Origin of the sequence: Streptomyces sp. NPDC059371, from assembly GCF_042751995.1 — a bacterium.
In the GTDB taxonomy this organism is placed as follows: Bacteria; Actinomycetota; Actinomycetes; order Streptomycetales; family Streptomycetaceae; genus Streptomyces.
On sequence record NZ_JBHYXD010000087.1, the window covers coordinates 22,405 to 36,163 of the forward strand.

The window sequence follows — 13,759 nt, forward strand, 5'->3', positions numbered from 1 at the left end:
GAAGAACCCCGAACCTGCCCGTAGGGGACTACCCCGAGCCGCCGCGCGGCCCGGACCTGCGCGCCTACGCCGTGACGATGTTGACCAGCTTCGGCGCGCGCACGATCACCTTGCGGATTCCCGCGCCGTCCAGCGCCGCGACGACCTTCTCGTCGGCCAGCGCCACCTTCTCCAGCTCCGCGTCGGTGATCGACGGGGAGACCTCCAGGCGGGCCTTGACCTTGCCCTTGATCTGCACGACGCAGGTCACGGCCTCGTCGACGACGTACGCCGGGTCGGCGACGGGGAAGTCCTGGTGGACGACCGAGTCGGCGTGGCCCAGCTTGCGCCACAGTTCCTCGGCGATGTGCGGGGCCAGCGGCGCGACCATCAGCACCAGGTCCTCGGCGACCGGACGCGCGATGGGGCCGCCCGTCTTGGTCAGGTGGTTGTTCAGCTCGGTGACCTTGGCGATGGCGGTGTTGAAGCGCATGCCCTCCAGGTCCTGGCGCACACCGTCGATCGCCTTGTGCAGGGCACGCAGGGTGTCCTCGTCCGGCTCGGAGCCGACGACCGTGACCTCGCCGGTCGTCTCGTCGACGACGTTGCGCCACAGCCGCTGCAGCAGGCGGTACTGGCCCACCACCGCGCGCGTGTCCCAGGGGCGGGACACGTCCAGGGGACCCATCGCCATCTCGTACAGGCGCAGGGTGTCCGCTCCGTACTCGTCGCAGATCTCGTCCGGGGTGACCGCGTTCTTCAGGGACTTGCCCATCTTGCCCAGCAGCCGGGAGACCTTCTCGCCCTGGTAGTAGTAGGCGCCGTCGCGCTCCTCCACCTCGGCGGCCGGTACGGCGATACCGCGGCTGTCGCGGTACACGTAGGCCTGGATCATGCCCTGGTTGAACAGCTTGTGGAACGGCTCGGCCGACGAGACGTGGCCCAGGTCGAACAGGACCTTCGACCAGAAGCGCGCGTACAGCAGGTGCAGCACGGCGTGCTCGGCACCGCCGACGTACAGGTCGACGCCGCCCGTGGGCTGACCCTCGCGCGGGCCCATCCAGTACTGCTCGATGGCCGGGTCGACCAGCGCGCGGTCGTTGTGCGGGTCCAGGTAGCGCAGCTCGTACCAGCAGGAACCGGCCCAGTTGGGCATGGTGTTGGTCTCACGGCGGTACTTGCGCGGGCCGCGGCCGTCCTCCAGGTCCAGGGTGACGTCGACCCAGTCCTCGTTGCGGGACAGCGGGGTCTCGGGGGACGTGTTCGCGTCGTCCGGGTCGAAGGTGCGCGGCGAGTAGTCCTCGACCTCCGGCAGCTCCAGGGGCAGCATCGACTCGGGCAGCGAGCGGGCGACGCCGTCCTCGTCGTAGACGATCGGGAAGGGCTCGCCCCAGTACCGCTGGCGGCTGAACAGCCAGTCGCGCAGACGGAAGTTGACGGTGCCCTCGCCGATGCCGCGGCGCTCCAGCCACTCCGTGATGCGCGCCTTGGCGTCGACGACGCCCAGGCCGTCCAGGGAGACATCGTCGCCGGCGGAGTTGACGATCTTCGCGTCGTACGAGGCGAAGGCGTCGTCCCAGGCAGAGGCGTCGGTACCGCGGTCGTCCGAGGGCTCGACCACACAGCGCATGGGCAGCTCGAAGGCGCGCGCGAACGCGAAGTCGCGGCTGTCGTGCGCCGGGACGGCCATGATCGCGCCGGTGCCGTAGCCCATCAGCACGTAGTCGGCGATGAAGACCGGGACCTTCTCGCCGTTGACCGGGTTGGTGGCGAACACGCCGGTGAACACACCGGTCTTGTCCTTGGCCTCGGCCTGGCGCTCGACGTCGGACTTCGAGGCGGCCTGCGCGCGGTAGGCGGCGACGGCCTCGGCGGGCGTCGCGTGACCGCCCGTCCACACGTCGTGGGTGCCCTCGGGCCAGGCGGCCGGGGTGAACTTCTCGACCAGGGGGTGTTCCGGGGCCAGCACCATGTAGGTGGCGCCGAACAGGGTGTCCTGGCGGGTGGTGAAGACCGTGATCGCTTCGCCGTCGACCGGGAAGTCGACACGGGCTCCCTCGGAGCGGCCGATCCAGTTGCGCTGCTGCAGCTTGATGGCCTCGGGCCAGTCCAGCGCGTCCAGGTCGTCCAGCAGACGGTCCGCGTAGGCGGTGATGCGCATGTTCCACTGACGCAGCTTGGACTTGAAGACGGGGAAGTTGCCCCGCTCGGAACGGCCGTCGGCGGTGACCTCCTCGTTGGCCAGGACGGTGCCCAGACCGGGGCACCAGTTGACCGGCGCGTCGGAGGCGTACGCCAGGCGGTAGCCGCTCAGGACGTCGGCGCGCTCGGCGGCGCTCAGTTCGTTCCACGCGCGCGAGGTGCCGTCGACGGCGACGGCACGCTCACCGCTCTCGAACTGGGCGATCAGCGCGGAGATGGGACGGGCCTTGTCGGCTTCGTCGTCGTACCAGGAGTTGAAGATCTGCAGGAAGATCCACTGGGTCCACTTGTAGTACTCCGGGTCGATCGTGGCGAACGACCGGCGCTTGTCGTGGCCCAGGCCCAGCGCGCGGAGCTGGACCTTCATGTTCTCCATGTTGGCCTCGGTGGACACGCGCGGGTGCGTGCCGGTCTGCACGGCGTACTGCTCGGCGGGCAGGCCGAAGGCGTCGAAGCCCAGGGTGTGCAGGACGTTGTGGCCCGTCATCCGCTGGAACCGGGCGTATACATCGGTGGCGATGTAGCCCAGGGGGTGGCCCACGTGCAGACCCGCGCCCGAGGGGTACGGGAACATGTCCATGATGAACTTCTTGGGCCGCGCGGCCAGCTCCGGGTCCCCGGCCAGGTCGCCGGTGGGGTTCGGGGCCTCGTACGTGCCCTCGGCGTCCCAGAAGTCCTGCCAGCGTGCCTCGATGTCGGCGGCCAGGGCGGCCGTGTAGCGGTGCGGCGCGGCCGACTCTGCGGTGGCGGCAGCGGTGTTCGTCTCGCTCATGTCCTCAAAGCTCCATCGATCGTCTCTGCCAGCGGAAATGAAAAAGCCCCTCGCACAGGAGGGGACGCCGCGCTGATGCCGACCACGATGCGTCAGCGGTCGGGGCTGATCAGCGCGGCTCGCTAAGCAGAAGGCGTACGGCACGCATGGCGTCAGGGTACCGCAGCGCCCGCGCGGGCCGCGACGAGCTTCCGTGCCCGCCGGCGCCCCGTGTCACCCCCGCGGGCGGCAAAAAAATGTTGACCGATGTTCAAATTTTACTTCGCTTAACGGACGCTTGCGGACAACACAAAGACCTCATTGCCCTTTGGTAACAACGCAATAACTCAAACGTGGAGCTCGGCGTGTTTTCTCGACCTAGAGTGCGCCTTCGGGACCGCTTCCCCGAACCGTAGGGAGTACCCCTCATGAACCCTCGTCGTAACAACAGCTCACTTCCCCGGGTGGGCCGTTCGGCCTACGGGACGGCCACGGCTGTCGTCCTGGTCCTCATACCCGTGTTCGTGCTGGTGGGAGGAAACGCAGTCCAGGACTTCCTGAACTTCGGCGCCGGCGTCCTGTCGCTGGTCTCCCTGTCCTGCTCGGTGATCTGGGGGCTGGTCGCCACCGACCGGATCTTCCTGAACACCCGCCAGCGACTGGTGGCCCAGGCCGTGCACCGGACGACCGCCGTGTCCTCGGTCGCCTTCCTGTTGTTGCACATCACGGTGAAGATCGCGCTCGACCACACGAGCCTGCTCTCCGCCCTCGTCCCCTTCAGCCTCGGCGTCACGGGCATCGGCGGGCTCATCGGCCTCGGCTCCCTGGCCGGCCTGCTGATGATCTTCACGGCCGTCACCGGCGCCCTGCGCAGCGCCTTCGCCTCGCCGGCACCGGTCGCGGCCCGCTGGCGCGCGATGCACATGCTGGCCTACCCGGCCTGGTGCGCCGCGCTCGTCCACGGCCTCTACGCGGGTCGCGCGGCGAAGCCGATCTTCACGATCCTCTACAGCCTGTGCCTGCTCGCGGTCATGGGTGCCCTGGCCCTGCGGACCTCACCGGCCCCCTTCAAGCACAGGGTCGCGGCGAGGGTCCTGGCGCTCATCGGCGGCGGCAACGCCCGCGGGTTCCGCGAGGACCTGGAGGCGTCCCGCGCCGCCGCGATGGAGTCCCCGCAGGGTCCGGGAGGCCGCTCCGACCGGCGTTCCGCGGGCGACGACGGCGTCCCGTCGCCGCGCACGGAGCGCAAGGAGGCCTCGTCCACGCTGTTCGGCGGCGCGCAGGCCGGTGCGGACACGGCCGGCTTCGCGGCGGCCTACCGGACCGCCACACCCGGCGACGCACCCGCGGCCCCCGGCACGCAGCAGTTCCAGATGCCCGTGAACGCGCAGCCCACAGAGACGTTTCCCCGCGTCGGCAACGGTGGCGCGCAGAGCTGGCCCGTCCCTCAGTCGGCCCCCGTGGGCGAGGCCCCGGCATCGGCGTACGACCCGCTCAACGACACCGGATACACCACCCCCGTCTACGGCGCTCAGCCCGCCGGCGGCTACGGCACGAGTGATGTGTACAACACCGGTGAGACGAACGCGTCCTACCGCACGTACAACACCAACGACACGTACGACAGCGGTCCCACGACTGACGTACTGCCGGGCGCCTTCGACGCTCCTGGCTCCGGTGAATCATGGAATGCCCCTTCCGGAGGCTTTAAGTGAACGAGGCCCTGCCCGACGTCCCGGAGGTCCGCGTAGTCGGACTTCCGCAGCTCACGTCGGGTTTCGACCTGGTTGAACGTCTTGATCTACCCATGCACCTCAAGGTGCACGGTCCGCTCGAACCGCTGGGCGGAGAAGAGCTCGCAAGCCTCGCCGAGGACATCAATCTGAAGGGTCGCGGCGGGGCGGGCTTCCCGTTCGGCAGGAAACTGCGCTCGGTGGCCGAGTCGGCCATCAAGAAGGGCATCCGCCCGGTGGTTGTCGTCAACGGAAGCGAGGACGAACCGGCCTGCCGCAAGGACACGGTGCTCATCAACCGTGCCCCGCACCTCATCCTGGACGGCGCTCTCCTGGTCGCCGAGGCCATGGGCGCCCGCCAGCTCGTGATCGGCGTGACCCGCGAGTCGACCCAGCGCTCCATGGAAGCGGCGCTGGCCGAGCGGGGGCTGAGCAACCGGAGGGGATCGCCCCTTCGCGCGCGCGTGCAGCGCAACCCGGTGCGGATGGTGACCGGCGCGGCCGCGTCGCTGATCCGCTCGATCGACGGCGGCCCGGCGGTGCCGCCCGGCCGCAAGGTCAGCGCCTCCCAGGCGGGCGTCGGGGGCGCGCCCACCCTGCTGTCGAACGCCGAGACGTTCGCGCAGCTAGCCATCGCCGCCCGCATCGGCCCCGACCGCTACCGCAACACGGGCCTGTACGACGAGCCCGGCACCGTCATGCTCACCGTCTCGGGCGCGGTCGCGCGCCCCATGGTGATCGAGGTCCCCACCGGCGTGCCCCTGCGCTACGTGCTGCAGCTCGCCGGCGCCCCCGCCATGCCCCAGGGCGTGCTGACCGGCGGCTACCACGGCAAGTGGCTGGACGCGGCGACGGTCAACGAGGCGATCGTCTCGCGGGACTCCCTGGCCGCGGTGGGCGGTGCGCTCGGCGCCGGCGCGATCCTCCCCATCACCCAGGAGACCTGCCCGCTGGGCGAGTCGCTGCGCGTGGCGCAGTGGCTGGCCGACGAGAGCGCGGGACAGTGCGGCCCCTGCTACCTCGGCCTGCCCGCCGCCGCGCGCGGCCTGGCCGACATCCTCAACGGCGGCGGCCCGGCCGCGCTGGAGGCCGTGAAGCAGGTCGCCAAGTCCGTGAAGCGGCGCGGCGCCTGCTCCCACCCGGACGGCTCGGCGATGTTCATCGAGTCAACCCTGAAGGCGTTCACGGACGACCTGGCCGCGCATGTCCTCGGAAACGGCTGCGGAAGGCCCGTAGAAGGCGTTCTGCCGCTCTTCGAGGACGGCCAGGTCCCCATGGGCGTCCTGAGCGGCCCGGGCGAGCAGGAGACGGGCACCAGCCGCCAGAAGATCTTCGTCGACTGGACGCTGTGCCGCGGGCACGGCCTGTGCGCCGACCTCCTTCCCGAGGTCTTCGAACTGGGCGCCGACGGCTTCCCCACCGTCGCGCAGGCTCCGGTGCCGCAGTTCGCCGAGGCGAAGGCCCTGCGCGCGGTGCGCCGCTGCCCGGCGCTGGCCCTGCGCATCGAGGAGGACACCCGGGGCTCCGCGCCCTCGCGCAACCTGCCGGTCCTCTCCCAGGGGCGTGGGCGCCGCGCGCTCGGCAGCGGCCGCTGACACGAAGGAGCGGGCCACCAGGAACCGGTGGCCCGCCTTCGACATGTTCGGTGCGAGGCACCCCGCGGTCGGTATGTTCCGCGCGAGGTACCGGGAGAACGAAGAAGCGGACCACCCTGATCGGGTGGCCCGCTCTCAACGTCTGTGGAGCTAAGGAGAATTGAACTCCTGACCTCCTGCATGCCATGCAGGCGCTCTACCAACTGAGCTATAGCCCCTTGTGGCCACGCGGCGAGCCGCGTTTTCACCGTGTCCGCCGGTTTCCCCGGCGGCGACGCCAACATTACACGGTCCCCCTGGTGAACCACCAAATCGTTTCCCGTGTGTACCGATTCGGGCCTCATGTCGCATTTTTTTACGAGGTGCAGCCGCCGGCGGGCGACGGCCAGGGGTGCCTGCTGGACCGCCGCGCCCAGGGGATGCCCGAACGTACGGCCGGACGCGGCTCCTGACGGGCTTCACGGGCCTCGTGACGGCCTCGTGGGCCTCCGGGGCACGGAAGGGTGCGCGGAGGATGCGCGGAGGCCGTTCCAGGGCGGCCGCGGTGTCCCCGCTCGCGCGGACGCGCGGGTGGCGGGGAGTCAGGCCGTGACGAACGAATAGAAGCGCTTGAGGGTGCAGAGTTCATCGAGGAGCCGTGCGTAGATCGGCTCGCCCTCCAGCTCGCGGTACGTCTCGATCGGGTCGCCTTTTATGATCAGCGCCCGCGCGCATTCCTCGCACCAGTACTGGTAGTCGTGGTTGACCGGCTCCATGTCGCGGACGATCGGCGTACCACTGCCGCACCAATCGCATTTCCGCCTGTGCGCACCCATCAGTCAGCTCCAGCAGTGGCCGCAGGCCGTGCACACGTAAGAGATTCCACCGTTGTCACCGAGAACCTGGGCAACGTGGACCGATCCACAGGAAGGGCAGTCAAGGAGGTTGGCTTTCGTGCTGTTCGGTGCCGCTTCGAGGAGATCGTGGACCTCCTCGAGGATGCTGGCAGGCATCGCTACTCCCTCCCGTCGGGCCGCGCCCCCTTCCGGCCGTTTGATTCTGCCACGGCCGGAGCAATACGGTCAGCGACGCCTTCGTACCAGTCCGGACACGGGCCCCCGGTGCGGCTCCGGCGACCGGCGCATACGAGCACGCCAGGAGCGCGTCCGCCAAGGTATACGCCCCAGGGACCCCAAGTGACTCAAGCGGGTTCGAGAAGAGTGTGCCCAAGACCACGGCACCCACGGGCGCCGGGAGAGGGCGCGCGGCTCCCGACGGTGTCACGGCCGCCGCCGGGGCGACGCCTCCGGCGGGTCCACGAGGCGGCTTTCGGTATCGATCCGCCCAACTGCGCCCGCTTCGGCACATTCTTCGGAGAATCGGCCCCAACTCGGCGATGAACAACGAAAAATCCCGCCCCCTTACGGGAACGGGATCTTTCATCACTCTGTCCGACAACTCGAGAGAGTCGATCTGTGGAGCTAAGGAGAATTGAACTCCTGACCTCCTGCATGCCATGCAGGCGCTCTACCAACTGAGCTATAGCCCCTTGCGTTCTTCCCGCCCTGCGGGCCGAACAAGAAGAACTTTAGCCTGCGACCAGCCGGAAAGTGAAATCCGGTCCCCCCGGGCCCCACGGCCGGACGGAGAGCCGCCCGGCGCGCCTCAGTCGTCGTCGCCGAGGACCGGCTCCGGCAGCGTGCCGGCGTTGTGCTCCAGGAGGCGCCAGCCGCGCACGCCCTCGCCGACGACGGACCAGCAGCAGTTGGACAGGCCGCCGAGGCCCTCCCAGTGCCGTGACTCCAGACCGAGCAGCCGGCCGATGGTGGTGCGGATCGTGCCACCGTGGCTGACGACGACGAGGGTGCCGTCGTCCGGGAGCTTGTCCGCGTGCCGCAGCACCACGGGGGCCGCGCGGTCGGCGACCTCGGTCTCCAGCTCGCCCCCGCCGCGCCGCACCGGCTCACCGCGCTTCCACGCGGCGTACTGCTCGCCGTGGCGGGCGATGATCTCCTCGTGCGTCAGCCCCTGCCAGACGCCCGCGTAGGTCTCGCGCAGGCCCTCGTCGTGGGTGACGTCGAGGCCGGTCAGGGCGGCGAGCTCGGCGGCCGTGGCCGCGGCACGCTTGAGGTCCGAGGCGACGATGGCGTCGGGCTTCAGGGAGGCGAGCAGCCGGGCGGCGCGTCGGGCCTGCTCGATGCCCGTCTCGGTCAGCTCGACGTCCGTGGACCCCTGGAAGCGGCGGTCCACGTTCCAGGAGGTCTGGCCGTGCCGCCACAGGATGACGCGACGGCCCCTGCCCGGCTTCGCCTCGGTCGCGCCGGCGGCGCCACGGGCCTCGGCGGTCACCGCAGCTCCTCCATACCGGCGGAGTCCTCCTCGACCTGGAACTTGGCGTGCTCGGCGGCCTTGCCGCGGGTCGCCTTCGCCTCTTCGGGCAGGTCGAGCTCCGGGCAGTCCTTCCACAGCCGCTCCAGGGCGTAGAAGACGCGCTCCTCGCTGTGCTGGACGTGCACCACGATGTCGACGTAGTCGAGCAGCACCCAGCGGGCCTCGCGGTCGCCCTCGCGGCGCACCGGCTTGGCGCCGAGTTCCTTGTTCAGGCGCTCCTCGATCTCGTCGACGATCGACTTGACCTGACGGTCGTTGGGCGCGGACGCCAGGAGGAAGGCGTCGGTGATGGAGAGAACATCGCTCACGTCGTAGGCGATGATGTCGTGCGCGAGCTTGTCGGCGGCCGCCTGTGCGGCGGTCTGAATGAGCTCGATGGAGCGGTCCGTGGCGGTCACTACGCGGCTTTCCGTCGGCGGTCGGTTACGACTCAAGGGTCTCACGGACCGCCGAGGACACCCCACGCGTTTCTCCGGCCACGCCCCGGGGACGGCCCCGGGGCGTGATGCCGGTCACCCGCGGGTCACCCCGTCGAGCGGCTGGTGATCTTGTAGTCCTGGCCGAGGACGACGGACACGTCCGCGTTGCCGTTGGCCTTGCCCTTCTTCACGCTGCTGGTGGGCAGCCCCAGGGTCTTGGCGACCTCGACCGCGTCGTCCTTCTTGGCGGCGTCACCGTAGGTGATCGAGGACACGCTCCGGGCGGCGGAGGTGCCGGAGTCCAGGAACGTGTAGCCGCCGTTGACCAGGGCGACCCGGGCCTGGCCGGTGGCCGCCTTCTGGCCGGTGGCGTTCTCGATGCCGACGCGGACCGCGGAGCCCGCCTCGGGGCTCTTCGCCGTACCGCCCAGGACGTCCTTGATCACGCTGTTGGAGGTGCTCGCGGTCAGTGTGCCGTCCTGCTGTGCGGGCAGCAGCGCGGTCTTGTAGTCGCCGCCCTTGGCGAGGTCGGCGAGCTTGGCGAGGAAGGCGCCGAGGTCCTGGTCGGTCAGGGACGGGTCGAGGATCTGGGCCAAGGTCTGCACGGTGGTGGTCGCGGCCTGCTTGTCCGAGGACAGCTTGCGCATCACGCCCTGCATGACCTGGCCGAACCGCTCGAGCTGCGCGTTCTGGGCCTCGTCCGGGGCGCGGTAGGTGGCGTAGGCGACGGCCGTCTTGCCGGTGAGGGTCTGGTCCTCGCCCTTCTTGACGAGCGGGGCCTCGCCCTTCTTCTTGGCGTCGGGGTCCGGCACGTCGGTGTTGGTGGTGACCTCGATGTTGCCGACGAGTTCGACGAGGTTGTTCAGGTAAGGGGTGTCGAGCCGCCAGGTGCCCTGGATGCTGGTGCCCAGCACGGTGTCGAGGGCGTCCCGCGTCCCGGAGGAGCCGTCCGAGTCGACGGACTTGGCGAGCGTGGTCGTCGAACCGTCGTCGTCCGTCAGGGCGAGGGAGTTGGGCAGCAGGACGGTGGTGCCCTGCCTGGTGGTGGTGTTGTCGACGAGCAGGGCCGTGGAGGTGCCGCCGCCCTTGGTGTTGTGCAGATGGACGACGATCACGTCGCGCTTCTGCGCGGCGACGGGCGTCGTGACCCCGGGCTTGGCGTCCGAGGCGGTGCCCGGCAGCTTGCCCGCGTACCAGAGGTAGCCCGCGCCACCGGCCACCACCAGCGCCACGACGACGACCAGGGCGACGATCCGGCTGCGGGCGCGGCGCTTGGCCTCCTCGCGGCGCTCGGTGCGGTTCTCGGTGAACTTCAGCCAGTCGATGACGTCCTCGGACTCGGTCTCCTGGTCCTCGACGAAGGCGAACTGCTCGGTGTGGTAATCCCGGTCGGTCCCGGGGGCGTCGCCGTTCGGGGGCCCGGCCTGCTGCGGGATGCGCGCGGTCTGCTCGGCGACCCGGGGCTGCCGGCCGGTGCTCGCGGCGCCGGCCGTGTCGGCACTCCGCCCGTAGCCGTCGTACGGCGCCTGGGTGGTACCGCTCCCGCCGGCCCGGGGCGTCTGGGTGCCGAACGGGTCGAAGGAGTCGTACGAGGCGGCGGAAGGCTGCTGACCGGTGTCGTAGGGCGACACGGGCTCCTGCCTGCCGGTGTCGTAGGGCGACACCGTTGGCTGCTGGCCCGTGTCATAGGGCGACACCGTTGGCTGCTGGCCTGTGTCATAGGGCGACACAGGCTGCTGGTGGCCCGTGTCGTAGGGCTGGACGGGTTCCTGACGGCCCGTCGCGTAGGGGTCGTAGCCGTAGCCCTGCTGCTGCCGGGCGTCGTAGCCGTCGTACCCCTGGGCGGGCTGCTGCGGGACCTGCCGGTACACAGGCTGCCCGTACTCGTCGTAGCCGACGAGCTCGTACGGCTGGTCGCCGCCCGCGTATCCGTCGTATCGGTCGTTCACCGGGTGCCCCTCTCGGCTCACTGGCCGCGGTACAGCTCACGCTTGTCGATGTAGCGCACCACACCGTCCGGCACCAGGTACCAGACGGGGTCGCCCTTGGCGACTCTCGCACGGCAGTCTGTGGACGAGATGGCGAGCGCGGGAACCTCGACCAGCGAGACACCGCCCTCCGGGAGTCCCGGGTCGGTCAGGGTGTGACCGGGCCGGGTGACCCCGATGAAGTGCGCGAGGGAGAACAGTTCTTCCGTGTAGCGCCAGGTGAGGATCTGGCCGAGCGCGTCCGCGCCGGTGATGAAGAAGAGATCGGCGTCGGGGTTGAGCGCGCGCAGGTCGCGCAGGGTGTCCGTCGTGTAGGTCGGACCGCCGCGGTCGATGTCGATCCGGCTGACCGAGAACTGGGGGTTCTCGGCGGTCGCGATGACCGTCATCAGATACCGGTCCTCGGCCGGGGTGACCGCGCGGTCGGTCTTCTGCCACGGCTGCCCGGTCGGCACGAACACCACCTCGTCGAGGTGGAACTGCGCGGCGACCTCACTGGCCGCGACCAGGTGTCCGTGGTGGATCGGGTCGAAGGTGCCGCCCATGACGCCGAGTCTGCGCTTGCCCGGATTCGAGGGGCCGTTGCCGGGGCCGGTCGCGAGGCGTTTCGCCGCACCGCCGGCCACCGCGCCCGCGCCGCCCGAGGCGCCGCCGACGGCGCCGCTCTCCGTGTCACTCGCCGGACCGGTAGGCATGTCCTGCTCTCCCATGCGTGCAGACCCTACCGGCCCGGTCGACGGGCTCCGGCCGACAGGGGCCCCGAGCGGGCCCTCGGGACTCAGCGGTCGCGGTTGAAGCGCGTGGTGATCCACAGCAGCAGAAGCAGGATGAACAGGGCCCCGCCGCCGGTCAGGTACGGGCTGAGGCTCTCGTGGTTGCCCCCGTTCTCGCCCTCGGCGACGACGGTGACCATCTGTGCGGCGGTGTGCTGGAAGCTCATCTCGGCAGGACCTATCCAGTGTGTGCGGGATAAAGATGTCGGCCCATCGTATGCGGGCGCCCACACAGCGAACACGCCGACTCCGCCGTTGGGGACGGCACTCCGGCCGTCGGTCTCCCGCTCCGGCCGTCGGTCTCCCGCTCCGGCCGTCGGTCTCCCGCCGGTCGCCGGCGGTCGCGCTCGCCGATCGCCGGTCGTCAGTCGTCGCGCTTGTAGCCGCGCAGCAGGAACCAGGCGGCCAGGACCACGCCGATGATCATGACGATCAGCACGACGCGGAGCAGATTGCCCGGACCCTGCTTGTCTGCGGCCGCGGCGGCTTCCGTGAGCCACGCGGCTGCGGGGATGTGCTCCATGTCGTACGACTCCTTCTCTGTACTGCCCGTCAACGGTATCTCCGCCTAGGCTGGGCTCTGCCTTGGGGGCACAGAGGGCACTCAGACGCACATGGGGGAAACATGTCCGACGGCGACCACGAGCGGAACGGGCACGAGAACGTGCCGAGCAGGCAGCGCAGGCGCTTCGAGGGGATCTCGTCCCGGGCCTACGAGCACCCGGCGGACCGCTCGGCCCTGGTGGCCCTGCGCAAGCTCAGCGGTTTCGACACGGTCTTCAAGGCACTGAGCGGCCTGCTGCCCGAGCGCAGCCTGCGGCTGCTCTTCCTGTCCGACTCGGTGCGCGTCTCGGACGCCCAGTTCGCGCACCTCAACGACATGCTGCGGGACGCCTGTTACATCCTGGACCTGGAGAAGGTCCCGCCGATGTACGTGAACCAGGACCCGCAGCCCAACGCGATGTGCATCGGCCTGGACGATCCGATCATCGTGGTGACGACCGGGCTCGTCGAGCTCCTCGACGAGGAGGAGATGCGGTCGGTCATCGGCCACGAGGTCGGCCACGCGCTGTCCGGGCACGCCGTCTACCGCACGATCCTGCTGTTCCTCACCAACCTCGCGGTCCGGGTCGCCTGGATCCCGCTCGGGAACCTCGCGATCATGGCGATCGTGACCGCGCTGCGCGAGTGGTTCCGCAAGTCGGAGCTGTCCGCGGACCGCGCCGGACTCCTGGCCGGCCAGGACCTGCGGGCCTCGATGCGCGGCCTGATGAAGATCGCGGGCGGCAATCATCTGCACGAGATGAACGTGGACGCGTTCCTGGAGCAGGCCGAGGAGTACGAGTCGGCGGGCGACCTGCGGGACTCCGTGCTCAAGATCCTGAACGTGCTGCCGCGCACGCACCCCTTCACCGCGGTCCGCGCGGCCGAGCTGAAGAAGTGGGCGGAGTCCCGCGACTACCAGCGGATCATGGACGGCCACTACCCGCGGCGCGACGCGGACAAGGACACCTCGGTGTCGGACTCCTTCCGGCAGTCGGCGGCCAGTTACGCCAGCGACGTGAAGAGCTCCAAGGACCCGCTGATGAAGCTGGTCAGCGACATCGCGGGTGGCGCGGGCGACCTCGGGGGCCGGGTGCGGCGCGGCTTCGGGGGCTTCGCGGGCGGCACACCGGGCGGCACGCCCAAGGACGGCGCGGCCGGCGGGGACACCGGGGACTCGGGGGCCGACGGCACCGGACAGACGCCGCGTGAGGACCGTCCCGAGGACGAGGGCACCGACGGCCGGGCCTGACCGCCCCGCCGGGGCGCTCCGGGCACCGCCGGACGGCCGGACTCGCCACACCGCCGGGGCGCCGGGGCGCCGGGGCGCCGGGGCGCCGGGGCGCCGGACCGCGTCACCCACCACCGGAGCGCCTGGGACCGCCGGGTGCCGCCGCCCACCGCCG

Annotated in this window: 11 protein-coding genes and 2 tRNA genes; 3 read left to right on the forward strand and 10 right to left on the reverse strand. The window is 70.3% G+C overall.

All coding sequences use genetic code 11. The features are described 5' to 3' along the window. Positions 1-64 precede the first annotated feature (64 nt). Positions 65-2,953 carry a leucine--tRNA ligase gene (gene leuS, locus ACFXGX_RS33470; protein WP_384798876.1) on the reverse strand — a complete coding sequence of 963 codons (2,889 nt, stop codon included), beginning with the start codon at positions 2,951-2,953 and terminating at the stop codon, positions 65-67. 407 nt (positions 2,954-3,360) lie between these two features. Here leuS and ACFXGX_RS33475 point away from each other — a divergent pair, with 407 nt between their 5' ends. Continuing rightward, a complete protein-coding gene (locus ACFXGX_RS33475) occupies positions 3,361-4,647 on the forward strand; it encodes a cytochrome b/b6 domain-containing protein (protein WP_384798879.1) in 1,287 nt (428 codons plus the stop codon). Next, positions 4,644-6,260, forward strand: coding sequence for an NADH-ubiquinone oxidoreductase-F iron-sulfur binding region domain-containing protein (locus ACFXGX_RS33480; RefSeq protein ID WP_384798882.1), 1,617 nt, complete (start codon positions 4,644-4,646; stop codon positions 6,258-6,260). Before ACFXGX_RS33475 ends, ACFXGX_RS33480 begins: the two co-directional genes overlap by 4 nt. A gap of 145 nt (positions 6,261-6,405) precedes the next feature. Here the strand turns inward: ACFXGX_RS33480 and ACFXGX_RS33485 are convergent. The 9 genes from ACFXGX_RS33485 to ACFXGX_RS33525 form a co-directional block, all read right to left on the reverse strand. Then, positions 6,406-6,478, reverse strand: a tRNA-Ala gene (locus ACFXGX_RS33485). Positions 6,479-6,841: 363 nt separating this feature from the next. After that, a complete protein-coding gene (locus ACFXGX_RS33490) occupies positions 6,842-7,075 on the reverse strand; it encodes a hypothetical protein (RefSeq protein WP_355774604.1) in 234 nt (77 codons plus the stop codon). A 640-nt stretch (positions 7,076-7,715) separates the two neighbouring features. Beyond that, positions 7,716-7,788: transfer RNA gene (locus tag ACFXGX_RS33495), tRNA-Ala, on the reverse strand. A gap of 116 nt (positions 7,789-7,904) precedes the next feature. Beyond that, entirely contained in the window at positions 7,905-8,588 is a 684-nt protein-coding gene (locus ACFXGX_RS33500) for a histidine phosphatase family protein (protein ID WP_384798886.1), read from the reverse strand. Further along, on the reverse strand, positions 8,585-9,028 hold the full coding sequence (rsfS, locus tag ACFXGX_RS33505; RefSeq protein ID WP_384798889.1) for a ribosome silencing factor: 444 nt from the start codon (positions 9,026-9,028) through the stop codon (positions 8,585-8,587). The genes ACFXGX_RS33500 and rsfS overlap by 4 nt, the downstream gene beginning before the upstream one ends. Before the next feature lie 125 nt (positions 9,029-9,153). Further along, positions 9,154-10,998, reverse strand: a complete 1,845-nt coding sequence (locus tag ACFXGX_RS33510; RefSeq protein WP_384798892.1) for a LytR C-terminal domain-containing protein — start codon at positions 10,996-10,998, stop codon at positions 9,154-9,156. Positions 10,999-11,015: 17 nt separating this feature from the next. Beyond that, the gene (nadD, locus tag ACFXGX_RS33515; protein WP_384798895.1) at positions 11,016-11,747 is read right to left on the reverse strand and encodes a nicotinate-nucleotide adenylyltransferase; all 732 of its coding nucleotides are present in this window, start codon (positions 11,745-11,747) and stop codon (positions 11,016-11,018) included. 68 nt (positions 11,748-11,815) lie between these two features. Further along, complete coding sequence (locus tag ACFXGX_RS33520) at positions 11,816-11,977, reverse strand: hypothetical protein (protein ID WP_355774590.1); 162 nt, start codon at positions 11,975-11,977, stop codon at positions 11,816-11,818. A gap of 197 nt (positions 11,978-12,174) precedes the next feature. Beyond that, on the reverse strand, positions 12,175-12,366 hold the full coding sequence (locus ACFXGX_RS33525; RefSeq protein WP_384798905.1) for a hypothetical protein: 192 nt from the start codon (positions 12,364-12,366) through the stop codon (positions 12,175-12,177). A gap of 69 nt (positions 12,367-12,435) precedes the next feature. Between ACFXGX_RS33525 and ACFXGX_RS33530 the strand changes: the two genes are divergently transcribed. Next, positions 12,436-13,605: a M48 family metallopeptidase gene (locus ACFXGX_RS33530; RefSeq protein ID WP_384798899.1), complete on the forward strand. Its 1,170-nt coding sequence runs from the start codon at positions 12,436-12,438 to the stop codon at positions 13,603-13,605. Positions 13,606-13,759: the final 154 nt, after the last annotated feature.